The 24,182-nt window shown below is 71.1% G+C and carries 21 protein-coding genes and 1 riboswitch; of the genes, 12 read left to right on the top strand and 9 right to left on the bottom strand.

Annotated features, from left to right (window positions below; translation table 11 throughout):
* Nucleotides 1–48: 48 nt before the first annotated feature.
* Nucleotides 49–438 carry an NADH-quinone oxidoreductase subunit A gene (locus DEFCA_RS0107345; RefSeq protein WP_025322382.1) on the bottom strand — a complete coding sequence of 130 codons (390 nt, stop codon included), beginning with the start codon at nucleotides 436–438 and terminating at the stop codon, nucleotides 49–51.
* 410 nt (nucleotides 439–848) lie between these two features.
* On the opposite strand from DEFCA_RS0107345, the gene DEFCA_RS0107340 reads away from it, so the two are divergent.
* From DEFCA_RS0107340 to DEFCA_RS0107320, 5 genes are all read left to right on the top strand, one after another.
* Nucleotides 849–1,040 (top strand): DUF6485 family protein, encoded by a 192-nt coding sequence (locus DEFCA_RS0107340; protein ID WP_025322381.1) that lies wholly within the window; start codon nucleotides 849–851, stop codon nucleotides 1,038–1,040.
* 345 nt (nucleotides 1,041–1,385) lie between these two features.
* Nucleotides 1,386–3,644 carry a Tex family protein gene (locus DEFCA_RS0107335; RefSeq protein WP_025322380.1) on the top strand — a complete coding sequence of 753 codons (2,259 nt, stop codon included), beginning with the start codon at nucleotides 1,386–1,388 and terminating at the stop codon, nucleotides 3,642–3,644.
* A gap of 407 nt (nucleotides 3,645–4,051) precedes the next feature.
* Nucleotides 4,052–4,564, top strand: a complete 513-nt coding sequence (locus DEFCA_RS0107330; RefSeq protein ID WP_025322379.1) for a ferritin — start codon at nucleotides 4,052–4,054, stop codon at nucleotides 4,562–4,564.
* Nucleotides 4,565–4,619: 55 nt separating this feature from the next.
* Nucleotides 4,620–6,512, top strand: a complete 1,893-nt coding sequence (locus tag DEFCA_RS0107325; RefSeq protein WP_025322378.1) for a hybrid sensor histidine kinase/response regulator — start codon at nucleotides 4,620–4,622, stop codon at nucleotides 6,510–6,512.
* A gap of 4 nt (nucleotides 6,513–6,516) precedes the next feature.
* The gene (locus DEFCA_RS0107320; RefSeq protein WP_035802881.1) at nucleotides 6,517–9,783 is read left to right on the top strand and encodes a M20/M25/M40 family metallo-hydrolase; all 3,267 of its coding nucleotides are present in this window, start codon (nucleotides 6,517–6,519) and stop codon (nucleotides 9,781–9,783) included.
* Nucleotides 9,784–9,846: 63 nt separating this feature from the next.
* On the opposite strand, the gene DEFCA_RS0107315 is transcribed toward DEFCA_RS0107320, so the two are convergent.
* The 7 genes from DEFCA_RS0107315 to DEFCA_RS0107285 all read right to left on the bottom strand — a co-directional run bounded on the left by DEFCA_RS0107315 (nucleotide 9,847) and on the right by DEFCA_RS0107285 (nucleotide 15,740).
* Complete coding sequence (locus DEFCA_RS0107315; RefSeq protein ID WP_025322376.1) at nucleotides 9,847–10,047, bottom strand: hypothetical protein; 201 nt, start codon at nucleotides 10,045–10,047, stop codon at nucleotides 9,847–9,849.
* Between the two features lie 218 nt (nucleotides 10,048–10,265).
* On the bottom strand, nucleotides 10,266–11,156 hold the full coding sequence (locus DEFCA_RS0107310; RefSeq protein WP_029733724.1) for an ABC transporter substrate-binding protein: 891 nt from the start codon (nucleotides 11,154–11,156) through the stop codon (nucleotides 10,266–10,268).
* A 79-nt stretch (nucleotides 11,157–11,235) separates the two neighbouring features.
* Complete coding sequence (locus tag DEFCA_RS0107305) at nucleotides 11,236–12,045, bottom strand: ABC transporter ATP-binding protein (protein ID WP_025322374.1); 810 nt, start codon at nucleotides 12,043–12,045, stop codon at nucleotides 11,236–11,238.
* The gene (locus DEFCA_RS0107300; protein ID WP_169709491.1) at nucleotides 12,042–13,082 is read right to left on the bottom strand and encodes a FecCD family ABC transporter permease; all 1,041 of its coding nucleotides are present in this window, start codon (nucleotides 13,080–13,082) and stop codon (nucleotides 12,042–12,044) included. The genes DEFCA_RS0107305 and DEFCA_RS0107300 overlap by 4 nt, the downstream gene beginning before the upstream one ends.
* The gene (cobI, locus tag DEFCA_RS0107295) at nucleotides 13,079–13,804 is read right to left on the bottom strand and encodes a precorrin-2 C(20)-methyltransferase (RefSeq protein WP_025322372.1); all 726 of its coding nucleotides are present in this window, start codon (nucleotides 13,802–13,804) and stop codon (nucleotides 13,079–13,081) included. Before cobI ends, DEFCA_RS0107300 begins: the two co-directional genes overlap by 4 nt.
* A 305-nt stretch (nucleotides 13,805–14,109) precedes the next feature.
* Nucleotides 14,110–14,844 (bottom strand): ABC transporter permease, encoded by a 735-nt coding sequence (locus DEFCA_RS0107290; protein ID WP_025322371.1) that lies wholly within the window; start codon nucleotides 14,842–14,844, stop codon nucleotides 14,110–14,112.
* Nucleotides 14,841–15,740 carry an ABC transporter ATP-binding protein gene (locus DEFCA_RS0107285; protein WP_084318919.1) on the bottom strand — a complete coding sequence of 300 codons (900 nt, stop codon included), beginning with the start codon at nucleotides 15,738–15,740 and terminating at the stop codon, nucleotides 14,841–14,843. The genes DEFCA_RS0107290 and DEFCA_RS0107285 overlap by 4 nt, the downstream gene beginning before the upstream one ends.
* A gap of 555 nt (nucleotides 15,741–16,295) precedes the next feature.
* Nucleotides 16,296–16,479: riboswitch (cobalamin riboswitch) on the bottom strand.
* Between the two features lie 137 nt (nucleotides 16,480–16,616).
* Between DEFCA_RS0107285 and rlmN the strand changes: the two genes are divergently transcribed.
* The 3 genes from rlmN (at nucleotide 16,617) to DEFCA_RS0107270 (ending at nucleotide 19,616) form a co-directional block, all read left to right on the top strand.
* Nucleotides 16,617–17,660, top strand: a complete 1,044-nt coding sequence (gene rlmN / locus DEFCA_RS0107280; RefSeq protein ID WP_025322369.1) for a 23S rRNA (adenine(2503)-C(2))-methyltransferase RlmN — start codon at nucleotides 16,617–16,619, stop codon at nucleotides 17,658–17,660.
* Between the two features lie 160 nt (nucleotides 17,661–17,820).
* A complete protein-coding gene (gene mtnP, locus DEFCA_RS0107275; RefSeq protein ID WP_025322368.1) occupies nucleotides 17,821–18,699 on the top strand; it encodes an S-methyl-5'-thioadenosine phosphorylase in 879 nt (292 codons plus the stop codon).
* Nucleotides 18,696–19,616 carry a PfkB family carbohydrate kinase gene (locus DEFCA_RS0107270; protein ID WP_029733721.1) on the top strand — a complete coding sequence of 307 codons (921 nt, stop codon included), beginning with the start codon at nucleotides 18,696–18,698 and terminating at the stop codon, nucleotides 19,614–19,616. Before mtnP ends, DEFCA_RS0107270 begins: the two co-directional genes overlap by 4 nt.
* Before the next feature lie 275 nt (nucleotides 19,617–19,891).
* Here the strand turns inward: DEFCA_RS0107270 and DEFCA_RS0107265 are convergent, their stop codons facing one another.
* A complete protein-coding gene (locus DEFCA_RS0107265; RefSeq protein ID WP_025322366.1) occupies nucleotides 19,892–20,242 on the bottom strand; it encodes a response regulator in 351 nt (116 codons plus the stop codon).
* A gap of 142 nt (nucleotides 20,243–20,384) precedes the next feature.
* Here DEFCA_RS0107265 and DEFCA_RS0107260 point away from each other — a divergent pair, with 142 nt between their 5' ends.
* The 4 genes from DEFCA_RS0107260 to DEFCA_RS0107245 all read left to right on the top strand — a co-directional run bounded on the left by DEFCA_RS0107260 (nucleotide 20,385) and on the right by DEFCA_RS0107245 (nucleotide 24,180).
* Nucleotides 20,385–21,059, top strand: a complete 675-nt coding sequence (locus DEFCA_RS0107260; protein ID WP_025322365.1) for a tetratricopeptide repeat protein — start codon at nucleotides 20,385–20,387, stop codon at nucleotides 21,057–21,059.
* Between the two features lie 42 nt (nucleotides 21,060–21,101).
* Nucleotides 21,102–21,965, top strand: coding sequence for a helix-turn-helix domain-containing protein (locus tag DEFCA_RS0107255; protein WP_025322364.1), 864 nt, complete (start codon nucleotides 21,102–21,104; stop codon nucleotides 21,963–21,965).
* Nucleotides 21,962–22,780, top strand: coding sequence for a purine-nucleoside phosphorylase (locus DEFCA_RS0107250; RefSeq protein ID WP_025322363.1), 819 nt, complete (start codon nucleotides 21,962–21,964; stop codon nucleotides 22,778–22,780). Before DEFCA_RS0107255 ends, DEFCA_RS0107250 begins: the two co-directional genes overlap by 4 nt.
* 356 nt (nucleotides 22,781–23,136) lie before the next feature.
* Complete coding sequence (locus tag DEFCA_RS0107245) at nucleotides 23,137–24,180, top strand: 7-cyano-7-deazaguanine synthase (RefSeq protein ID WP_051463204.1); 1,044 nt, start codon at nucleotides 23,137–23,139, stop codon at nucleotides 24,178–24,180.
* Nucleotides 24,181–24,182: the final 2 nt, after the last annotated feature.

The following is a 24,182-nucleotide window of genomic DNA, read 5'->3' as shown; positions in this document are numbered from 1 at the left end:
CGTACCCGGGGCCCGGGTCGAACGAGGGGCACAGCCGACAGGCCGGGCTCACCGCGTCTGGATTTTTCGGGGCCACGTGAACACTCCCTTGCGCCAGGCATAGACGATGGCCAGGGCCAGGACGGCCACGAACAGGATCACCTCGAGCGCCACCCCGAACCCGGGGACCTTGCGGTAGGCGAGCGCTGCGGGGAACAGGTACAGCACGTCTACGTCGAAGGCCAGGAACATCAGGGCGTACAGGTAGTACAGCACCCCGTAACGGATCCAGGCGGGTCCGATGGGGTCCATGCCGCACTCGTAGGTGTCGGAGGTCTTGCGGGAGAACACGCGGGGGGCCATCAGGGCCGACACCAGAAACGGCGCGGCGGCCACCACCAGGCCAACGGCCAGGAAAAAGATGACGTAGGCGTGATCGAGCACCCATTTCTGGTCCACGGCCTCTCCTCCCTTGGGCCGACCCGGGGCAGGTCGGCGGGGACCTTATGCGAAAGGCCCGTTTGGTGTCAACCGGAAGTCCAGAGGAAAACGTTTCCTGGTCCTGAAACCTCCTGCAACAGCAAGGGATTCGTGTGTTATAAAATGGCTTTATGCTGTTTGACTCTCGCCGTGGCTTGGGTCGTGTGGCCTTGTGACCCTGTGACAACAAACCGCGTTTTTGTTGTGGCAATCCGCACGAACCCGCGCCCCCCGGTTCCGGCTCCCTTGCCCCCGCCCGACCGGTTGCCTAGGATACGGGCGGCTAGGAGGCTTCGCCTCCGCTAGGCAGCTAGGCGGCTGGGCAGCTAGGCGGCAAGGCAAGCCGCCGAGCGTCCCAACGTCCTAACGTTCCAACGGAGGTCCGCGTCATGGAGTGTCAGAAGGAAAAGAACGAGGCCCAGTGCACCTGCACCTACCCGGGATGCCCCCGCCACGGGCTGTGCTGCCAGTGCATCGCGTACCACCGGTCGAAGAACCAGATGGTGGCCTGCTACTTCAAGCCCGAGGTGGAGCGCACCTACGACCGTTCCATGCAGAACTTCGTGTCGCAGTTCCGGTGAGGGGGGGACGGCACCTTCCCAGTAACTTCGGTCGTTGGTCGTCGGTGGGGGGCCTTCGGCCCGCTAGGCGGCTAGGCAGCTAGGCGGCCGGGCGGCTCTCGAATCGCGCCAACGCTCGGGGGCATGGGTTTCAGGGATCAGAATTCAGCGGACCGAAGACAGGAAAAGACCACGGGCGCACTCCTGCATCCGACGTTGCACCCTGTTCTCTGAACTCTGTCTTCTGGCTCCTGAACCGCAGGCCCCATGCCCCGCTGCCGGCAATGGCCCCGGACCAACGAGAGTTACCCTTCCCCGTTGCCCGGCCCCGCAGGGGCCTGACGGGGTTTCCCCAGGAGTGTTCATTTGATTCAGGAGTCGTTGCTGCGGCAGGTGGCCGCGGACCAGGGGCTGCGGCCCGGGCAGGTCCGGGCCGTGGTGGAGCTGCTGTCCGGGGGGGCCACGATCCCGTTCGTGGCCCGCTACCGAAAGGAGGCCACGGGCAGCCTCGACGAGGTGGCCATCGCGGCCGTCTGGGATCGGTACGGCTACCTGGCCGAGCTCGAGGATCGCAAGGCCGCGGTGATCGAGAGCATCGAGGCCCAAGGCAAGCTCACCGACGAGCTGGCCGCCCGCATCCGGGCCGCCGCCACCAAGCAGGAGGTGGAGGACCTTTACCTTCCGTTCAAGCCCCGCCGCCGGACCAGGGCCGACGTGGCCCGGGAGCGGGGTCTCGAGCCCCTGGCCCTGCGGGCCCTGGCCCAGGAAGACCTCCGGGGCGACGTACGCGAGATCGCCTCGGCCTTCGTGGACCCCGAACGGGAGGTGACCACCCCCGACGAGGCCCTGGCCCAGGCCGCCTACATCGTGGCTGAGACCGTGGCCCACGACCCCGAGGCCCGGGCCGGGGTCCGGCGGCTCACCTGGGAGAAGGGGTTCCTCCGGAGCGAGGTCCTGCCCGAGCGCAAGGCCGAGCGCACCAAGTTCGAGGCCTACTACGAGTTCCGGGAGGCGATTCCCAAGGTGCCGTCCCACCGGGTGCTCGCCGTGCGGCGGGGTGAGGACGAGGGGGTGCTGCGGGTGTGGGTCGAGGCGCCGGAGGCGGAGATCCTGGCGGACCTGGAGCGGCGGTTCGTCAAGACCCCGGGGTCGATCTGGGCCGGGTTTGTGCGCGAGGCCGTGGGAGACGCCTACCGCCGGCTCCTGGCCCCCTCGATTGAGGTGGACGTGCGGGTCGAGCTCAAGGCGCGGGCGGACGAGGCCGCCATCGAGGTGTTCGCCGAGAACCTGCGTCACCTGCTACTCGAGAGCCCGGCCGGCAGACGGCGGGTGGTGGCGATCGACCCGGGCTTTCGCACCGGCTGCAAGGTCGTGGCCCTCGACGAGGTCGGCGATCTGCTGGAGTGGAAGCCGATCTATCCCCATCCGCCCCAGAATCGGGTGGACGAGGCCCGGCAGACCCTGGCCGGCCTGATCTCCCGCCACAAGCCCGAGTTCGTGGTGGTGGGCAACGGCACCGCGGGCCGGGAGACCGAGGGGTTCGTGCGGGCGCTCCTGGCCGAGCACCCCGAGTGGGGATGCCGGGTGCTCATGGTGTCCGAGGCCGGGGCGAGCGTGTACTCCGCCTCGGCCGTGGCCCGGGAGGAGTTCCCGGACCTGGACGTGTCGGTTCGGGGGGCCGTGAGCATCGGTCGTCGGTTCCAGGATCCGTTGGCCGAGCTCGTGAAGATCGACCCCAAGTCTATCGGCGTGGGCCAGTACCAGCACGACGTGAACCAGACCCGGCTCAAGAAGGCCCTGGACCGGGTGGTGGAGTGGTGCGTGAACCGGGTGGGGGTCGACGTGAACACGGCGAGCCCGTCGCTGCTCAGGTACGTGGCCGGGGTGGGCGAGGGGCTGGCCCGAAACATCGTGGCCCACCGCCGGGAGCGGGGTCCGTTCCGGCAACGGCAGGACCTACTGGAGGTGCCCCGGCTGGGGCCCAAGGCCTTCGAGCAGGCCGCCGGGTTCCTGCGGATCCCTGGTGGGGAGGATCCCCTGGACGCCTCGGCCGTGCACCCCGAGCGCTACGGGTTGGTGGAGCGGATGGCCCGGGACCTCGGCGTGCCGGTGGCGGACCTCATCGGGAACGACCGGCTGATCGACCGGATCCGGCCCGAGGCCTACGTGGAGGGGGACGTGGGCCTGCCCACCGTGCGCGACATCCTCGACGAGCTCCGAAAGCCCGGCCGGGACCCCCGGGAGGCGTTCGATCCGGTGCGGTTCGACGAGCGGGTCCAGACCCTGGACGACCTTCGCGAGGGCATGGAGCTGCCGGGGGTGGTGACCAACGTGACCCGGTTCGGGGCGTTCGTGGACGTGGGGGTCCACCAGGACGGGCTGGTGCACGTGTCGGAGCTGGCCGACCGGTATGTGGAAGACCCGGCCGAGGTGGTTCGGGTGGGCCAGAAGGTCAGGGTGCGGGTGCTCGGGGTGGATCGGGACCGGGGCCGGATCTCGCTGTCCATGCGGTCGGATCGGCCGCGGTCCCGGCCCCGCAAGGGAGGGCGCGACCCGAAACCGGACGACTGGAAGGCTAGGCTCGCCCAACGGTACCGGGTGAGCCCGGCCGGCCGGCGGCCTTGACACGCCCCGGCACCTCGGCAACCTTACTTTGAGGTCGGGCTTTCGGCCCACTAGAACGCTAGGAGGCCGGGAGGCCTCGTCAGGCCCCTGCGGGGCCCCACAACGGGATAGGGTGACGTTCGTTGGTCCGGAGCCTTCACGCCGGAGGCATGGGGCCTGCGGTTCAGGAGCCAGAAGACAGAGTTCAGAGAACAGGGTGCAACGTCGGATGCAGGAGTGCGCCCATGGTCTTTTCCTGTCTTCGGTCCGCTGAATTCTGATCCCTGAAACCCATACCCCCGAGCGTGGGCGCGATCCGAGAGCCGCCCGGCCGCCTAGCTGCCTAGCCGCCTAGCGGGCCGAAGGCCCCCCACCGACGACCGACGACCTCCGCCAACGGCCTTTCCCCAGCATAAGGAGGAGATTCCATGCTGAGCCAAAAGGTGCAGGACGCGCTCAACGAGCAGATGAAGAACGAGTTCTTCTCCGGGTACCTCTACCTGGCCATGGCGGCCTACTGCGAGGCCGAGGACCTGCCCGGCTTCGGCAGCTTCTTCCGGGTGCAGGCCATGGAGGAGCTCACCCACGCCGACAAGATCTACCGCTACATCTGCGAGGCGGGGGGCCGGGCCCGGATGGCGGCGGTCCCCGAGCCCAAGAACGACTATGCCTCCCTCACCGAGGTGTTCCAGTACGGCCTGGAGCACGAGCGCAAGGTCACCGGCATGATTAACCGCCTCACCGACCTGGCGATGGCCGAGAGCGACCACGCCACCCGGATCTTCCTCCAGTGGTTCGTCACCGAGCAGGTGGAGGAGGAGGCCAACTTCTCGGCCTGGCTGGCCAAGGTCCGGCGGGTCGAGGGCGACGGCCGCGGCCTCCTGATGCTCGATCAGGAGGCCGGTCAACGCACGTTTACTCCCCCGCCGGCCGGACAGTAGCCTTGCTGCGGGCCCGGGGCGGGTGAACCGTCCCGGGCCCGCTGTTTCGCCACCCGTGTCGGCTCCCTTCTCCCAGCAGCTCGGATTCCACGCCTCGCTCCTCGACGCCGTGGCAGAGGCTCTGTTCGTGCACGATCCGGCCGACGGTCGGATCGTGTTCGTGAACCGGGCCGCGTGCGACCTCTACGGTTGGCCGGCCGAGGAACTGCTCGGGATGGAGGTGGGGGACTTGAGCGAGGGCGAGCCTCCCTACTCCCAGAGGGAGGCGGCCGAGTGGGTGCGCCGGGCCGGCGAGCAAGGCCCCCAGCGGTTCGAGTGGCGGGCGCGGGCCCGGGACGGCCGGCTGTTCTGGGTGGAGGTGTGCCTGCGGCGGGCCCGGGTGGCGGGCCACGACCTGGTGGTGGCCAGCGTGCGCGACATCGACGAGGCGAAGCGCGGGCAGGAGGCCTTGAGGGAGGCCGAGGCCCACATGACCGCCGCGTTCGATCTGGCGCCGGTGGGGATGAGCCTGGCCACGCCCGAGGGGGTGTTCGTCCGGGTTAACCCCTCCCTGTGCCGCATGCTGGACCGGACGGCGGAGGAGCTGGTGGGCCGCCGGTACGCCGAGTTCACCCACCCCGAGGACCGAGGCCCCAGCGAGGAGTTCTTGAGACGGCTCGTGGCCGGAGAGGTGGACTCCTACAGTCTGCGCAAGCGCTACCTCCGGCCCGACGGGTCGGAGGTGTGGGTGGAGACCCATGCGGCGCTGGTGCGGGACGCCGAGGGGCGGCCCCTCCACGTGCTGTGCCAGCTGGTAGATCTGACGCTCCAGAGGGCGGCCGAGGTGGAGCGGGAACGGCTCCAGAACCGGCTCCGCCACGCCCAGGTTCTGGAGGCCGTGGGGCGGCTCGCCGCGGGCGTGGCCCACGACTTCAACAACATCCTGGGCAGCATCCTGGGGTGTGCGTACGTGGGCCGGCTGGAGGTGCCGGAGGGCTCGGTGCCCCACTCGGAGTTCGAGCGGATCAGCGGCCTTTGCCGCCGGGGGGGAGAGATAACGCGCCGGCTCCTGGCCGTGGCCCGCCGCGAGGGGGGGCGGGTGGAGTCGGTGGGCGTGAAGGAGTGCCTGGAGGAGATCCGGGTGCTGCTGGACCACACGCTCCCCAAGACGGTGACCCTGGTGATGGACGTGGAGCCGGGGTTGCCCCCGGCCCGGGCCGACCGGTCGCTCCTGACCACCGCGCTCCTGAACCTGTGCCTGAACGCCCGCGACGCCATGCCGGCGGGGGGCACCCTGACCCTGGCGGCCCGGTCCAGCGACCGGGTGGCCGATCGCGGCATCGAGATCCGGGTGGCCGACACCGGCTCCGGGATCCCGGTGGCGATCCGGGACCGGGTCTTCGAGCCGTTTCTCTCCACCAAAGAGGCGGGGGACGGGGTCGGCCTGGGGTTGGCCGAGGCCCACGCCGGGGTGACCGGTTGGGGCGGTTCCCTGGAACTAGAGACCTCCGGTCCTGAGGGCAGCGTGTTCCGGCTGTGGCTTCCAGCGGCGGATCCCGGGACCCCGCCCGCCGGGCGGAGGGCCGGGGGCAGCGCCGCGGCCCATCCCCTCACCGACCGGGTCGTGGTGGTGGTGGAGGACGAGGAGGGGGTGGCCGATCTGATGGTCCTGGGGCTGGAGGCCGCGGGGTACCGGGTCGAGCGGGCGCGCACCGGACTTCAGGCCCTGGACCGCCTGCAGCAGGACGAGCCGGTGGGCTTGCTGGTGCTGGACCTCGTGCTTCCGGAGCTCGACGGCACCCAGGTGTACCGACTGATTCAGGGGGTGGCGCCGGAGCTGCCGGTGGTCCTGGTGACGGGCCGGGAGGACCTGGCCGCGAACCTGGCCCGACCGGAGCACCCGGTGCTGGCCAAGCCGTTCGCCCAGCGCGAGTTCCTGGCGGCCGTGGCAAGAGCTTTGGGTGGTTAGCCCCATGCGCGCCCTCTTCCTCTCCCTGTTTCTGGTGGGGCTTGCGGCCGTTTGCTGGGCCGGTGGCACCGTGCACCACGACCTGCGGGTGCGGCTCGATCCCCGTGCCGGGACCCTGGAGGCCGAGGACCGGGTGACCCTGCCCGCTCCGGTCCCCGAGGTGGGGTTTTGGCTGCATCGAGACCTCCGGATCGAGACCGACTCGGCCGAGCTCCTGGGCGACGAGGAGGGGGTGCGGGTCCGGTACCGCCTGCGGTTCGACGAGCCCGCCCGCACCTTCCGGCTCCGGTACCGGGGGGCGATCCGCCATTCCCTTTCCGGGCCCGAGGGGTACGCCCGGGGGTTCCGGACCACGCCCGGGCTGATCTCGGACGAGGGGGTGTACCTGGCGGGCGAGAGCGGGTGGTATCCGGACACCGGAGACGGGCAGGTCACGTTCCGGCTGGGAGTGGACCTGCCCCCGGGATGGATGGCCGTGAGCCAGGGGGGAGGCGAGGCTGGCGGCAACGGCCCCGCCCGGTGGACCTGCGAGGCGCCCCAGGACGAGATCTTTCTGGTGGCCGGCCCCTGGACCGCCTACCGCCGGCCCTCCGGCTCCGTGGAGATGCAGGTGTACCTGCGCCAGCCCGATCCCGCCCTGGCCCGCAAGTACCTGGAGGCCGGCGGCTCCTACCTGGCCATGTACTCGGCGCTGCTCGGGCCGTACCCCTACCCCAAGTTCGCCCTGGTGGAGAACTTCTGGGAGACCGGGTGGGGCATGCCCTCCTTCACCCTGCTGGGGCCCCGGATCATCCGGTTTCCCTTCATTCTGCACTCCTCGTTTCCCCACGAGATCCTCCACGACTGGTGGGGGAACGGGGTGTTCGTGGACTATGCGTCGGGTAACTGGTGCGAGGGGCTCACCGCGTACCTGGCCGACCACCTGATCCAAGAGGGGCGGGGGCAGGGGGCGGAGTACCGGCAGGCCACCCTTCAGAAGTACGCGGACTACGCGGCCCGGGGCCGGGACCTCGCCCTGCGGGAGTTCACCGCCCGGCACAGCGCCACCACCGAAGCCGTGGGGTACGGCAAGGGGCTCATGGTGTTCCACATGCTACGCCGCAGGCTCGGGGACGAGGCGTTCGTGGCGGCGCTGCGCACCTTCTACCGGCGAAACCGGTTCCGCCGGGCCTCCTGGGAGGACGTGCGCGCGGCCTTCGAACAGGCCGCTGGGGAGGACCTGGCCGGGTTCTTCCGGGCCTGGGTAGATCGGGCCGGGGCCCCGGACCTCGATCTGAGGGAGGCGCTGGCCGTGCGGCGGGGGCGGCGGTGGAAGCTCCGGGTGTCCGTGTTCCAGCGCCAACCCGGCCCCGCCTTCCCCCTGCGGATTCCGGTGGCCGTGACGGTGGAGGGGGAACCCCGGGCCCGCTGGATCGAGCTCGACACGGACGGGCGGTGGGCCCGGTGGCAGGGATGGTTCGACCGGCGTCCCCTGCGGGTGGACGTGGACCCTGCCTACGACTGCTTCCGCAGGCTGGATCCGGGGGAGATCCCGCCCGCCCTGAGCGGGGCGTTCGGCGCCGATCGGGTCACGGTGCTCCTGCCCTCGGCGGCGGACGCCCGCCTGCGCCGGGCCTACGAAGAGGCGGCCCGGACCTGGGCCGCCGGCCAGGAGGGGCGCTGGGAGATCCTGCCGGACACCGAGCCGTTCCCCGAGGAGGGGGCGGTCTGGATCCTGGGGTGGGAGAACCGCCACCGGCCGCGGTTCGCCGAGGCAGCCGCGACCCACGGGGTGGTGTTCTCCGACGGCGGGGTGGCCTGGGATGGAAACGGCGCCCTTCGGCCGGGGGATTCGGTGGTGCTGGTGACCCGCCGGCCCGGCAATTCGGCCGAGGTGGTGGCGTTCGCGGCGGCTCCTCCGGAGGCCCTGCCCGGGCTCGCCCGGAAGCTGCCCCACTACCACAAGTACAGTTTCTTGGTGTTCGAAGGGGAGGAGCCCACCAACACGGCCAAGGGTCGGTGGCCGGTGAGCGACTCCCCCCTGACGGCCCAGCTGGCCGACGCCCCGGCGGCCCGGGCGAAGCTGCCCCGCCGGGAGCCCCTGGCCCGGCCGGCTCCGGTGTTCTCGGCCCAGCGCTTGAGGGAGACCGTGGAGTTCCTGGCAGCGCCCGAGCGGGAGGGGCGGGGGTTCGGCACGCCGGGGCTGGCGGAGGCGGCGGAGTGGATCGCCCGGCGCATGGCCGAGGCCGGACTCGAGCCGGGGGGCGACGACGGCGTCTGGTTTCAGGAGTTCCGGGCCCGCGGGGGAGAGCCCGAGGCCGAGGTCCGGCTGCGAAACGTGGTGGGCCTGGTGCGGGGCACCGATCCGGAGCTCTCGGCCACGGCGGTCGTGGTGGGGGCCCACTACGACCACCTGGGCCGGGGCTGGCCCGATGCCCACGCAGGGGACCGGGGCCGTGTGCACCCCGGCGCCGACGACAACGCCAGCGGGGTCGCGGTGCTCCTGGAGCTGGCCCGGGTCGTGGCCGCGGCCCGCCCGGCCCGGAGCGTGGTGTTCGTGGCGTTCGCGGCCGAGGAGGCCGGCCGTCTGGGATCGAAGCAGTTCGTGGCCGCGGGCCGGCCGTTCCCGGTGAGCCGGATCGTGGCCATGGTGAACCTGGACACGGTGGGTCGGCTGGGTGGGGGCAGGCTCCTGGTGCTGGGCACGGGCACGGCCCGGGAGTGGGTCCACATCGCCAACGGCGCGGGGTACGTGACCGGGGTGAGGGTGGAGCCGGTGGCCCGGGACGAGGGTGGGAGCGACCAGGTGAGCTTCGTGGAGGCAGGGGTCCCTGCCGTGCAGCTCACCACCGGACCCCACCCAGACTACCACCGCCCCACCGACACGCCGGACAAGATCGACATTGATGGGCTGGTGCGGGTGGCCGAGGTGGCCCGGGAGTTCGTGGCCTACCTGGCCGACCGGCGAGAACCCCTCACCCGGGGGACATCGTCCGGCGCCGAACGGTCCCCGGAGCGGTCAGGAGGGCGGCGGGTGACGCTGGGCGTGGTGCCCGACTTCGCGTTTCCGGGCCCCGGAGTGCGCCTGTCCGGGGTCACGCCCGGCTCTCCGGCCGAGGCCGCGGGCCTGCGGGCGGGGGACGTGGTGGATCGGGTGGGGGGTGCCGAGGTCCGGAGCCTCGCGGACCTGGGCCGGGTGCTCAAGGCCCACCGGCCGGGGGACCAGGTCGAAGTGGTGTTCCGCAGGGGGGGAGAAACGAAGCGTGTGGAGGTTCGTTTGTCGGAGAGGTAGGACGCGGGGCCGTCCCAACGTCCTACCATCCGCACGAAAAAACCGGCCCGAGGGCCGGTTTTTCTATTCACACCAGGAGCGGCCGTAGGTTCGTACGACCCGACGGGGCGCCTCGGGCTCCCGCCTCCGCAACGTGCGCCGAAGCTCGGCGATGCGCCGTCGGCTCTCCTGGGCGAACCGGTACGCCGCCTCAGGGGCCAGGGTCAGGGTGGTGAGCACCACGGCCGTCACAAGGGTGGGGAATAGGGTGATCAGGGTCTCCAACGGGCGCCTCCTCCCGGGTCCAAACCGGACCCGTATCCAAAAGTCGCGCGAAAGATAAGCGTTTCCGATCCCCGTGTCAAGAATAAAAAAGACAAACTCGGATATGTTTTGTTTCCGGCCGGGCGCGAGTGCCGGGGGCAGGCCCCTTGCCCCTCCGAGCAGGGAGCGATAGGGTCTGTTTTTCCGCCGGGTTCATGGTAATGAGGAGCGCTCCTCGCTCATTCGGCCCGGTCCGGCACCCGGTCGGGGTGGAGGAACCGGGCCAGGGTGCGCACGGCCCGGGCCAGCCCCGGGCCGGGGCGGGCGAACTCGCGTTCGGCCACCGTGAGCACCCGGCCTGCGCGCACCGCACGCAGTTCGCGGAACAGGGGGCGCTCGGACAGGGGCGGCGGGTTGCGGTTCATGGGGCCCTCTTGGATCACGTACACCTCGGGATCGAGCCGGAGGAGGGCCTCCACGTCCAGGGTGAGGAGCTTCTTGGGGACCCGCACCGCGTTCTCGCCGCCGGCCGCCACGATGATGTCGTGGATCAGGCCGTCGGTGCCGGCCACGGTCAGCGGCTGGCCCCGGATCTCGTACACCAGGCGGACCCTGGGGGCGTCGGCGACCGCTGTGCGCACCCGATCGACCTCGGCCCGTAGCCGGCCGGCCAGCTCTCGGGCCTGGGCCACGCGGCCCGTGAGCACCCCCAGACGCTCCATCACGCCGAGGGCGTCGTCGATCGAGCGCGGGTCGAACGCGGCCACGGTGAGCCCCCGCTCCCGCAGGGTCGCCACGGCCCGGGCCGCGGCCCGGCCGGCCCGCGCCACCACCAGCCCCGGCCGGAGGGCCAGGACGTACTCGACATTGGGCCGCAGGCCGGTGCCCACCGAGGGGACCCCGCGCAGCTGGGGCACGGTGTCGTCGTGGCGGGTGCGGCCCACGATCCGGTCCCCCGCACCGATCTCCCACAGGACCTCGGTGTACGCGCCGTAGAGCGAGACGATCCGCGGCGAGCCGTCGGTGCACACCCGGGTGCCGGTGTCGTCCACGATGCACGCCGCCAGGGCCGGGGAGAGGGGGCCCAGCAGAAGAAGGGCCAGCAGCCCCCAAAAGAGTCTCCTCTTCATCTTCTCGTAACCTTCGGTCGTTGGTTGTCGGTCTGGGGCCTTCGGCCCGCTTGAAGGCTGAAAAGCTAGTTTCTAGTCTCTAGTTTCTAGTTTCTGGTCTCTGGTTCCCGCCCCGCCGGGCCCGCGGCAGGAACACGGCATGGGGCCGGCCCGTGGCCGGGTGCACGGAGACCTCGGCCGGGGTCTCGTACACCGCCTCCAGGATCTCTTTGCAAAACACCCGCTCGGTGGGGCCCTCGGCCCAGACCCTCCCCTCCTTGAGGAACACGAGGCGCCGGCAGTACAGGGCGGCCAGGTTCAGGTCGTGCATCACGGCGCACACCGTGGTGCCCTGGGCGTTCACCCGGGCCAGGAGGTCGAAGGCGTCGATTCGTCGGTGGACATCCATGGCGGCCGTGGCCTCGTCCAGCAGCAGCAGGGGGGCCTCCTGGGCCAGGGCCCGGGCCAGCACCAGCCGCTGCCGCTCGCCGCCCGAGACCTGGGTGATCAGCCGGTCGGCCAGCCCCAGCGTGTCGGTGTCGGCCATGGCCCGGCGCACGGCCTCCCGATCGGGCGGGCCGGGTCGGCCGAACCGGCCGAGCTGGGGGTGGCGGCCCATCATGACCACCTCGAACCCGGTGAACGGGAAGGGGATCCAGGTGGACTGGGGCACGGTGGCCGCGACCCGTGCCAGGTTGCGGGGGGCGGCCTCCCTGGGGTCGAGCCCCCCCACCCGCACCTCGCCCCGTTGGGGCCGCAGCACCCCCGTGAGGACCCGCAGCAGGGTGGACTTGCCGCAGGCGTTGGGCCCGAGGATGCCCAGGAACCCGCCGTGGTCCACCTGAAGGTCCACGCTCCGCAGCACCGGCTCGCGGCCGTACCCGGCCCACAGGTCCCGCACCGAGATCACGGCGCCTCCGCCCTGCGGCTCCGGGGGCTCCACCGCAGCAGCCAGCAGAAGAAGGGGCCCCCCACCAGGGCCGTCACCACGCCCACCGGCAGCTCTTCGCCCCCCGGCAGCACGGTCCTCGCCAGCCCGTCCGCGAGCACCAGGAGCGAGGCCCCTGTCAGGAACGAGCCCACCACGAGCCTGCGGTGCCCCGGCCCCAGCACCATCCGGAGCAGGTGGGGCACCACCAGGCCCACGAACCCGATCACCCCGCTCACGGCCACGCACGCGCCGGTCATGACCGACGCGGCCACCAGGAGCCACCGCCGGGCCCGGGCGGCGTCCACCCCCAGTTGGCGGGCCGACTCGTCCCCCAGGGCCAGCAGGTCCAGGTCCCGGCCCAGGCACCAGGCCCATACGACACCGGCGAACACGTAGGGGGCCGAGAACGCCACGTGGGCCCAGCTCCGGCCGTTGAAGCTGCCCAAAATCCAGAACACGATGGAGGACACGCTGTCCTCGTTGAGGCTCTTGAGGAGGCTGATGCCGGCCGACAGGGTCGTGCTCACCACGATCCCGGCCAGGATCAGCGTGTTTCCGGAGCCGAAGTCCCGGTCCGAGGCCAGCAGGTGCACCGCGCCCAGGGCGGCCAGGGCGCCGGCAAAGGCGAACACGGGAAGAAGCCCGAGCCCCCAGGCCGTGTACCCGCCCAGGCCGGCCAGGATCGCGATGCTCGCGCCCAGGGCCGCGCCCGACGACACCCCCACGGTGTAGGGGTCGGCCAGGGGGTTCAGCAGGATCCCCTGGAACACCACGCCGGCCACGGCCAGCCCCCCACCCACGAGCCCTGCCAGGCACACCCGCGACAGGCGCACGGTGAGAAGGATGGTGCGATCCACGGGGTCGAGGGTGGGCGGGATCAGCCCGGCCGCCTCGGCCAGGGCCCGGAGCAGGTCGGACGAGCCCAGGCCTGACGAGCCGATGCCCGCGGCCCACAGGAACACCAGCGGAAGGACCAGGGCGATCCCCAGGATCACCCGGCCGGGCCGAGCGGTCACGGGGTGCGGTCCTCCCCCGGCCGGACGAGGAACAGGCTCATGTACCCGTTGGCGTGGGTCCGGGCCTGGCACACCCCCCGAGCCACCAGGGCCCCCGGCCGGGTGCAGTGGGAGGCGAACACCACCTTCCCGCCCAGGCCCCGGGCCTCGAGCAGGTCGCACACCTCGGCCGTGTTCCGGTAGGGCTTGAGGATGGCCAGGCTGTCGGCGGCCTCGAGCGCCCGCTCCACCGCGGCGGTGCCCCGGGCCGCGCTCACCACGGCCAGGGTCTGGTCGCCCTCCACCAGGGGAACGCGCGCCTCTGCCGCTGCCGCGGCGAACGAGGTGATGCCCGGCACCACCTCCACCGGCACCCGGGGCTCGAGCTCGCGGACGGCCTCGAGCAGATAGGTGAAGGTGGAGTAGGTCATGGGGTCCCCCAGGGTGAGGAACGCGGCCGCGGCGGGCCGTCGGAGCTCGTCCACTACCCTTCGGGCGTGATCCCGGTGCACCTCGCGGGACCGCACGTCCTCGAAGGTGTGCCGGAAGGGCAGGGTGACCACGGGGCAGCCCGGCCGAAGGTGGGGTCGGGCGATCTCCAGGGCGGCGCTCCGGCCCGATCGCTCGTGGCCCGCGGCGAACACCACGTCCACCTCTTGGAGCACGCGAACGGCCTTCACCGTGAGCAGCTCCGGGTCGCCGGGGCCGACCCCGATGCCGTAGAAGGTTCCGAGCTGGGTCATGACGGGGCTCCTGATTTGTCGGTCGCTGGTCTACGGTCGTCGGTCGGGGACCCAACGACACGCTGGTGACCCGGAGGCATGGGATCTGGTGGAGCGCCGGGCGTGGCTCCTAGAGTCGCCGCATCCGGCACTCAGCCCGGCCTGCAAAGCGCTGTTGTGGCCCGATCCGCGAGAGCGCCTCGTGGTCCGTCGGCAAGGCGAGCATCGGCTGAGTGTCGGATGCAGCGTAAGTCGGATGTTGCAACTCACGCACGGCCGGAACCAGCTCCCATCCCCCGGAAAAACGAGCCTGTTCTGTCGCCGGGTCAACAGCTGCTCCTCCTCACCGCCCACACGGCCGAGCCGAAGAAGACCGCGGCGAAGCCGGTCAGGGCGACCACATTGATCCCGGGCACGGGGGTGCCCAGGCTGGCCGCCCGGATCACCAGGCTCGAGTGGGTCAGCGGCAGGCCGTAGGCGATGGTCTGGGCCCACCCGGGCAGGCGATCCAGGGGGAAGAAGGTGCCGCACAGGAACGACATGGGCACGATGAAAAACGTGTTGATGTGCCCCTGGTCGGCGTGACTGCGCACCACCATGGCGGCCGTGACCGCGGCCGAGGCAAAGGTGAAGGTGTGGAGCAGGAAGAACCCGGCCACTTGGGGGCTGGCCGGAGGCCGGATGCCGAACGGCCAGGCCAGCAGGTACACGATCACCGCCGCCGCGATCCCCCGGAGCATGCCGTACACCACCTCGCCGAGGGTGATCTCCCAGGCCGGGATCGGCGCCATCTGGAACTCCTCGAAGATGCGCCAGTAGAACCGGGCGATGTTGATCTCGGTGGCCGTGCCGTAGCTCTGGGTCATGCTGGCCATGGTGGCCAGCCCCGGGATCATGAAGGCCAGGTAGCCCACCCCGTCGAACTCGACGTGCCGGCCGAGGCCCCAGCCGAACACCACCAGGAACAGGAACGGCGACACCGCGTAGGAGGCCAGGTGCTTCTTCCAGCGCCTGCGGTAGATGCGCAGCTCCCGGTACAGGACACCCCTCACCCCGTTCACGGGTCCACCCTCCGGCCGGTGCGCTGAAGGAACAGGTCCTCCAGGTTGGTGCGGCGCAGGCCCGCCCCTGCCCGGTCGTGGCGCAGGAACGCGAGCGCGGCCTCCCGGGTGGGGAAGAACCGGGTGCGGGTTCCCCCATCCTCCACCAGGTCCACGGCGTACTCGCCCAGGCCCTCCAGGAGTTCCCGGGGCGTCCCCTCCTCGATCAGCCGGCCCCGGTCCAGGATGCCCACCCGATGGCACAGGAACTCGGCCTCCTCGATGTAGTGGGTGGTCAGGAGCACGGTCACGCCCCTGCGGTTCACGCTCCGGATCAGGTCCCACAGCCTCCGGCGGGTGGCCGGGTCGAGCCCCACGGTGGGCTCGTCCAAGAACAGGATCCGGGGCTCGTGCAGCAGGGCCCGGACGATGGTGACCCGCCGCTTCATGCCCCCCGACAGGGTTCGGCCCAGGCTGTCGGCCCGGTCGGCGAGCCCGGCGAACTCCAGGAGCTCTCGGGCCCGGGCCCGGCGCTCGGCCCGGGGCATGCCGTGGAGAATGCCGTGGAGCTCCAGGCTCTCGGCCACGGTCAGGTCCGGGTCCAGGTTGAGCTGCTGGCTCACCACCCCGATCTGGGCCTTGGCCGCCACCGGGTTGCGCACCACGTCGGCGCCGCCCACCCGGGCCTCGCCCCGGTCGGGGCGCAGGAGCCCGGTCAGGATGCGGATGGTGGTGGTCTTGCCGGCGCCGTTGGGCCCGAGGAACCCGTAGATCTCGCCCGTTCGGAGCCGCAGGTCCAGGCCGTCCAGGGCCCGGACCCGGCCGAAACGTTTCACCAGCCCCCGGGCCTCGACGGCCAGGGGCGGCTCGGGCGCTGTGTTCTCGATGGGAGAGGCGATGGCCACGGTGTGTTCCATGTCACTTCGTAACTTCGGTCAACGGTCTTCGGTCAACGGTCAACGGTCGTCGGTCTGGGGCCTTCGGCCCGCTCGGCGGCTAGGCAGCTGGGCGGCCGGGCGGCTCTGGAACCGCGCCAAAGCTAGGGGGCACGGGGTCTGCTGGAGCGCCGCGCGGCTCCTTGGCTCGCCGCGCAGGGCCTCCCACGTTCGCACCGCGAAATCGTTCGTGCCGGCCGAACGGTCATGAAGCCACCGCTGATGCCTCGTGCCTGCGCGGCGAATCTCGGTGCCCGGCTTCGCGCGCGGCCGGAAGCAGGCCCCGTGCCCGCCGCAACTACCCGGTTCAGGGAAAGTTACTCTCCCCGTCGTAGGGCCCCCAGGGCCGAAGGGGGCTTTCCGGTTAAGTTCGTAACAGCGGTCGTTGGTCGGAAGGCCGCGAATCCCCGAAGGGGTGAGGCGAAGGCCCCGTGTTGGGGCCTCTGCGACAACAAAAAGCCCACTCCGGGGGAGTGGGCTTCCCGTATTCGAAGCACCCGATTTCCCCTCTCTCCCGATCCACCCGGGGAGCTGCGTGCAAGGGGAGTCCGTCCGGCAGGTCTTCTGGCTCGCGATTCGTCCTCGGGGCCGCCTTCCCAGCCGCGAAGCGGCCAGTGGCACCAGTGGCCCGTCGTCCTCGCTCACAGCGGCGGGTCCGCGGGGGATTCTCACCCCACTTCCCTTTTCAGCCCCGTGGGGCACCGGCGGACGTGTGTTGAAGGGGCCTTTTATCCCCTTGACCGGGCCGTGTCAAGCCGGGAACCTCCCAGGTTTGACGGTCGTTTGCGGCCCACGGTATAAAGCCGAGTCCGGCAGGGATGTCGCAACTCCTCTTCGATCCAAGGTTCCTCACGACCGATGACGGCCCTTGATCTGTTCGACCACGACCTGCCCGGCCTGGAACGCGTCTTCGAGAGGTGGGGGGAGAAGCGGTTCCGGGCCCGGCAGGTGATGAACTGGCTCTACAAGAAGGGCGTGACCCGGTTCGAGGAGATGACCGACCTTTCCGCCGCCCTGCGGGAGCGGCTGGGCCGGGAGGCCACGGCCGCCCTGCCACGGATCGCGGCCGAGCAGACCAGCCGGGACGGCACGGTGAAGCTTCTGCTCGAGCTGGCGGACGGCGAGCGGGTGGAGACCGTGCTGATGCCGGACGACGGCCGGGTGACCCAGTGCGTGTCCACCCAGGTGGGGTGTGCCATGGGCTGCGCGTTCTGCCGGACCGGCACCCTGGGGCTGCGTCGCCACCTCACCGCCGGAGAGATCGTGGCCCAGGTCGTGGTGGGGCAGGCCCGTATGGGGCCGGATCGGCGGATCACCAACGTGGTGTTCATGGGCATGGGCGAGCCCCTGCACAACTTCGACAACGTGGTGCGGGCGTTCCGGATCCTGTCGAGCGACCACGGTCTGAACATCACCCGGCGTCGCCTCACGGTGTCCACCGCGGGCCTGGCGGACCGGATCCGGCGGTTGCCGCCCGAGATGTTGGGAAGCCTGGCCGTGAGCCTGAACGCCACCACCGATGAGGTCCGCGACCGGATCATGCCGGTGAACCGCCGGTTTCCGATCCAGGAGCTCCTGGAGGCCCTGCGGGAGAGCCCGCTGCCCCCCCGGGACCGCTACACCGTGGAGTACGTGCTCCTGGGCGGGGTGAACGACTCGCCGGACGACGCCCGGCGGCTGGTGAAGCTGCTGTCCCACGTGCGGTGCAAGGTGAACCTGATCGCCTACAACCCCCACGGCGACAGCCCCTTCGAGAGGCCGCGGCCCGAGGCGGTGGAGGCGTTCCGGAAGATCCTGCTGGACAAGAACTTCACCGCCACCCTGCGCAAGAGCCGGGGGGAGGACATCCTGGCCGCCTGCGGGCAGCTGAAGGCGGAGGAGGGGGGGACGCTAGGAGGCTAGAAGGCGCAACGACTGTTCCTCGCAGGTGGTTTGTCGCCCCGACCTCCCAACGACCAACGACTCACGGCCGGGCACAACCAACGACGGACGACCCACGATTCACGATTTACGACTTACGATTTACGGCAGTCCCTGACCAACGACCCACAAGGATCACTGCATGGACAGAGCGATCGGAATCATCGGAGGAAGCGGGCTCTATGAGATGGAGGGGCTCACCGACGTTCGGGAGGTGGAGGTGTCCACCCCGTTCGGGGCGCCGTCCGACGCCCTGATCGAGGGGCGCCTGGGCGACCGGCGGCTTGTGTTCCTGCCCCGCCACGGCCGGGGCCACCGGTTTCTGCCCTCGGAGGTGCCGTACCGGGCGAACGTCTGGGCCCTGAAGTCCCTCGGGGTGGAGTGGGTGATCTCCATCTCGGCCGTGGGCAGCCTGCAGGAAGGGGTGGCGCCGGGCCACATCTGCCTGCCCGACCAGTTCCTGGACCGCACCTGGGGTCGGGAGAGCACGTTCTTCGGCGACGGCATCGTGGGCCACGTGGCCATGGCCGACCCGGTGTGCCAGGCCCTGCAGCAGGCCGTGTGGGAGACCCGCGAGGCCGTGGGCGTGCCGTTCCACCGGGGGGGGACCTACGTGTGCATTCAGGGGCCCCAGTTCAGCACCCGGGCCGAGTCATACTGGTACCGGTCGATCGGGGCGCGGGTGATCGGCATGACCAACGCCACCGAGGCCCGCTTGGCCCGGGAGGCGGAGCTCTGCTACACCACGGTGGCCCTGGTGACCGACTACGACTGCTGGCACGAGACCGAGGAGGAGGTCAGCGTGGAGGCCGTGCTCGAGGTGCTCCACCGCAACGTGGACACCGCCCGAAGGATCGTGCGCGAGGCCGTGGGTCGGATCCCGGCCGAGCGCTCCTGCCCCTGCGCCGAGGCGGCCCGGTACGCGGTGCTCACCGACCCGGCTCGGGTCCCTGCCGAGACCCGGCGCCGGGTGGAGCTGCTGTTCGGCCGGTACCTCACGAGCGGGGAGGGGGAGGGATGAGCGGCGATCTGCTCGTGGTGGGCTCGGTGGCCATCGACGCGGTGGAGACCCCGTTCGGCCGGGAGGACGAGGCCCTCGGGGGCTCGGCCCTCTACTTCACGGCGGCGGCGAGCCTGTTCGCCCCGGTGCGGCTCGTGGCCGTGATCGGCGAGGACTTCCCCACCGAGCGGGTGGCCTTCCTGGCGGAGAGGGGGGCCGACCTGTCGGGCCTGGTGCGGGCGCCGGGCAAGACCTTCCGGTGGAAGGGGCGGTACGGGTTCGACCTGAACGAGGCCCACACCCTGGAGACCCACCTGAACGTGTTCGAGGGGTTCTCGCCGGAGCTCGCGCCGGCCCACCGGGCGTGTCCGTACGTGTTCCTGGCCAACATCGACCCCGATCTGCAGCAACGGGTGCTCGATCAGGTGGAGGACCCGAGGTTCGTGGCCCTGGACACCATGAACTTCTGGATCGAGGGGAAGCGCCGGAGCCTTCTGGAGGCCGTCGCCCGGGTGGACATGGTGGTGCTCAACGAGGCCGAGGCCCGCATGCTGGCCGAGGAGCCCAACCTGGTCCGGGCGGCCCAGAAGATCCTGTCGTGGGGGCCCAAGGGCGTGGTGGTGAAGCGGGGCGAGTACGGCGCCATGTACTTTGCGGACGGCCACGTGTTCGCGGCGCCGGCGTTTCCCCTGGAGGAGGTGTTCGACCCGACGGGCGCGGGGGACACCTTTGCCGGCGGCATGATGGGGTACCTGGCCAGCACCGGCAACCTGGAGCCCGACAACATCCGCCGGGCTATCGTGTTCGGGTCGGCCATGGCGAGCTTCAACGTGGAGGACTTCAGCTTCCGCCGGCTGGAGCGCCTCACCTACGACGAGGTGGCCTCCCGGTACCGTCAGTTCAAGACGCTCACGCAGTTCGAGGCCGAGGTGGGGTGAGGGGGGCTATGAACCCGGCGGATAAACAGGCGCTATCGCTCCCTGCTCGGAGGGGCAAGGGACCTGCCGGAGAGCCGGGCGCGGCCCCATAGCCCGCCGCGCAGTGCCTCGGACGCTCGGACCGCGAAATGGCTCGGATTCCATCGAGTTGTCGTGTAACCAGCTCTTCGGTCCTGTTCCTGCGCGGCGAATCTCATGCTCGGCTTCGCGCCCGGCCGGAGGCAGGTGCCTTGCCCCACCCTCCGAGGTGACGCGCCTAATCTGTCGCCGGGTTGCTAGCTGCAGTATCGCCGGATCTGCTGATGCAGCTCGGTGAGGTCGGCGGACTTGGCCACGCACCCGTTGGCCCCCAGGGCCAAGGCCTCGCGGGCGGGTTCGCAGAACGCGGAGAACACCACGACCGGCATCTCCGGATACCGCGCCCGGATCCGGCGAAGCACCTCGAGGCCGTCCATGCCCGGCATCTTGAGGTCGAGGATCACGAGGTCGGGAGAGCGGTCGTCCAGCAACCGCAAGGCCTGGGGCCCGTCGGCGGCGGCGAACACCTCGTGCCCCGCCGAGGACAGTTCCTCTTGGAGCAAGAACCGAATGTTGTCGTCGTCGTCGACGAAAAGGATGCGGCCCACCGCCATGACTCCTTCCTGCCCCTCCCCCGCGTCCCGGCCGGGAAGCAAACCGCGCCAAAGATACCGGTCCGCCCTCCGGTGTCAACCGTTTTTTCTTGTGATGGCTCTTTTTTTGGCCGCCTGCGCCGGCAACAAGGAGGCCGTGAGGCGCCAGGCCAAGGCGGCGTACCAGCTTGGAGTCGCGTTCCTGGCCGAGGGCCGGCCCGCCCCGGCCCTGCGCGAGTTCACCAAGGCGGTCCGACTCACCCCCGACGATCCCAAGGTGCACAACGCGCTGGGGTTGGCGTACTGGGCCCGGCGGGAGGTGGGGGAGGCCGAGCGCGGGTTCCGGAGGGCGGTGGAGCTCAAGCCCGACTACTCCGAGGCCTGGAACAATTTGGGGGCCTTGTACCTGGACACCGGCCGGTACGGAGAGGCGGAGGAGGCGTTCCGGCAGGCCCTGAACAACGTGTTCTACGGCACCCAGGAGAGGGCCCTGACGAATCTGGGCTGGGCCCTGTACAAGCAGGGGCGCCTCGAAGAGGCCGAGCGCCGCTTGCGCGAGGCCCTGGAGGTGGCCCCGGGCTTCCCCCTGGCCCAAAAGAACCTGGGGATCGTCCTGTACGACCGGGGAGAGTACGCAGAGGGCTTGGAGCATCTCACGCGGGCCGCAAAATCGTTGCCCCAGGATGCTGAGGTGCTCCTGTACCGGGGACTGGCCCGGCTGCGCACGGGCGACCGGGACGGCGCCCGCGCCGACCTGGAGAAGGCCTGGAGGCTGGCGCCTCGGACGGATGTGGGCAAGTCGGCAAAGACCTATCTGGATCTCGTGGAGTAGTGCGGAGGGGGTTCGGGAACCGGCAGACCGAGGAGGACGTCCATGGCCACCACCGAACACGAGCCCCGTCCCTCCGAACCCCACCGGTTCGGTCCGGCCCTGAGAGCCGCCCGGGAGGCCGCGGGCCTCACCCTCGACGACGTGGCCCGGGCCACCCGCATCCGGCAGGCGTACCTCGAAGCCCTCGAGGCAGAGGACTGGGCCCGGGTGCCGCGGGGCGTGATCGGGCGGGGATTCGTGCGGGTGGTGGCCAAGGAGATCGGCGCGGTCGAGGCCGAGCTGCTGGAACTGTATCACCGCTGCCGGCCCGACGAGGCCTCGGCCCCGGCGCGGGGACTGCCGGAGCCCGAATGGGAGGTTTCCCTGCGGAGGGGACGGCGCAGGCTCCTGCCCGGCGGTTTGGTGCTGGTTCTCCTGGTGGCGGCCCTCGGGGCGGGGTGGTGGTTCTGGGGGGGCGCGGTCCCCCCCGCGCCGTCGAAGCCGGCGGTCGAGACGGCCGCGCCGGGCGGGGCCGACGGGGCTGGGGATGAGACCCCCGGAACCGAGCCGGCCCCCGCACCCGAACCGAAGGTGCCGGCAGAGGCCCGGGCTCCCGAGCCCCCCCCGGGCCGGGAGGCGCCGGCGGAGGAAACCGCAACGCCGACAACCGCCCCGTTCACCCTGGAGATCCGAGCCACGGAGAAGGCCTGGGTTCGGGTGGTGGCCGACGGCGGCGAGCCGGACGACCAAGTGTTCCAGCCCGGGGAGAAGCGCACCTACGAGGCCCGCAACGGATTCTCCGTGAAGCTGGGCAACGCCGGGGGGGTGCGGTTCGTGTGGAACGGCACGCTCCTCAAGGTGCCCGGTCGGCCGGGGGAGGTGAAGGAGGTGCGGCTGCCCGCGGAGTTGGAGGCCTTGCTGCCGTGATCGGGTGGTCCGGCGACCCGTTGGCCGCGGCCGCGGCCAGGGCCTTGGGGCCCGCGTTCCGGGCCGAGGTGGCCGTGGTGCTGGGGTCGGGCCTGGGGGAGGTGGCGGGGCCCCTGGAGCGATCTGTTCCTTTTGCTCGGGTGCCCGGACTGTCGTCCTGCGGGGTGCCGGGCCATGCGGGAAGGGTCGGGATCGCCCGGGTGGCGCAGACGCGGGTCGTGGTGTTCCAGGGTCGGCGCCACCTGTACGAGGGGATCTCCCCGGGCCAGGCCGCGTTCCCGATTCGCCTGGCCCGGCGGCTGGGGGCCAGACTGGTGGTGCTGTTCGCTGCGGCCGGCTCCGTGGACCCGGGGCTCGAGCCCGGCACCTGGGTGTTCGTGAGCGACCACGTGAACGACATGGGCCGCAACCCCCTGGAAGGGGTGCGGTTTCCGGACCGGACCCCCGCGTTCGTGGACCTGACGGGGGTGTACCGCACCGATCTGTGGCCCGCATTGGCCCGGACCCGGGGGATTCCCACGGCCCGGGGGGTGTACGCCGCGTTCGCCGGCCCCACCTACGAGACGCCGGCCGAGGTGCTGTGGGCCCGGAGCCAGGGGGCTCGGGTGGTGGGGATGTCGGTGGTGCCCGAGGCGGTATGGGCCCGGTTCCTGGGCCTGGACGTGGTGGCCTGGGCCCGGGTGGCGAACCCCGCGGCCGGGGTCTCGGAGGCGCCGGTGAGCCATGGGGACGTGCTCGCCCAGGTTGGCCGGAACGCGGCCGAGGGGAGGGCGCTGCTCGAGGCCACGGTCCGGGCGTGGAATTCTGGCCCCTGATACCGCCGCGCCCGGCGCTCCGGCAGGCCCCTTGCCCCTCCGAGCAGGGAACGATGGCGCCTGTTTATCCGCTGGTGTCGTGGTTCGGAAATTTCGCGGTGTTCCCTGGCGGTGGGGCTAGGGGCCCCTCCTTCGCTGAACGGCCTCGCAGGGGCCGCCTCGGCGCGGTCCGCTGCGGCGCGTGAGGGCACGCGCCGCGGCCGCTCCCCTAGCGCCGGGCGTCCCTAGCTGCTCGGCCGTCGCGCTTCGTCGGAGCCCCCAGCCCCACCGCCGCAATCCGTATATTTTTTGCGAAACGGAACGCTAGGTTCACAATGAGCCGCTGGGCTCATCACACCGATCAGCGAGACGAGACCTTGACCGACGAGCGAAACGAACCGACCCCGGTCCCCGAGGGGCCGATCAAGGCGGTGAGCCTCCTGTCCGGGGGGCTCGACTCGATCCTGGCCACCCGGGTGGTGCAGGACCAGGGGGTGGAAGTGCTGGCTCTCCACTTCATCACCCCGTTCTTCGGGGGCCACAAGCGGGGCCGCGAGGCCGAGGTGGAGGCGTTCTTCCGGGAGAGGTACGGGTTGAACGCCCGGGTGGTGGACGTGTCGGACGAGTACATGGACGTTCTGGCCAAACCCCGGTACGGGTACGGCAAGAACTTCAACCCGTGCATCGACTGCAAGATCTTCCTGGTGCGCAAGGCCCTGGAGATCATGCGTCAGGAGGGGGCTCGGTTCCTGATCACGGGCGAGGTGTTGGGGCAGCGTCCCATGAGCCAGCGCCGGGACGCCATGAACGCCGTGGCCCGCCAGTCGGGCGCCCGGGACATCATCCTGCGGCCGCTCTCGGCCCAGCTGATGCCGATCACGGCGCCGGAGCGTCACGGCTGGGTGGACCGGAAGCGGTTGTTCGGGTTCCGGGGCCGGTCCCGGAAGCCCCAGATGGAGCTGGCCGAGCGAATGGGGATCACCGAGTATCCGAGCCCGGCGGGGGGGTGCTACCTCACTGACCCCACCCTGGCGAACCGGGTGCGCAGGTACTTCGAGGAGGTGCCGGCGGACGAGCGCTCCAGCGAGGACGTGCGGCTGCTGCTGGCCGGCCGGCCGTTCCGGCTGCCCGGAGGAAGCTGGCTGACCCTGGGCCGGAACCAGGGGGAGAACCGGGCGGTGGCCGGCCTGGCCCGGCCCGGCGACCGGTTCCTGAAGGCCCGGGAGGTGCCGGGCCCCCTGGGGCTGGTGCGGCTCCGGAGCCCGGATGATCTGCCCCTGGCGGCCGGGGTGCTGCTGCGGTACTGCCCGAAGGCCGGCCCCGAGCACGAGGTGGGGGTGGGGCCGGCTCCGGACGACCTGCCCCAGACCGTTCGGGCCGTGCGGGCGGCCGAGGAGCAGATCGAGGCCTGGAGGTTCTGACC

The organism is Deferrisoma camini S3R1 (assembly GCF_000526155.1).
GTDB classification, from domain to species: Bacteria; Desulfobacterota; Deferrisomatia; order Deferrisomatales; family Deferrisomataceae; genus Deferrisoma; species Deferrisoma camini.
Note: the sequence above shows the minus strand (reverse complement) of the source record. Positions and strands in the feature narration are given on the sequence as shown.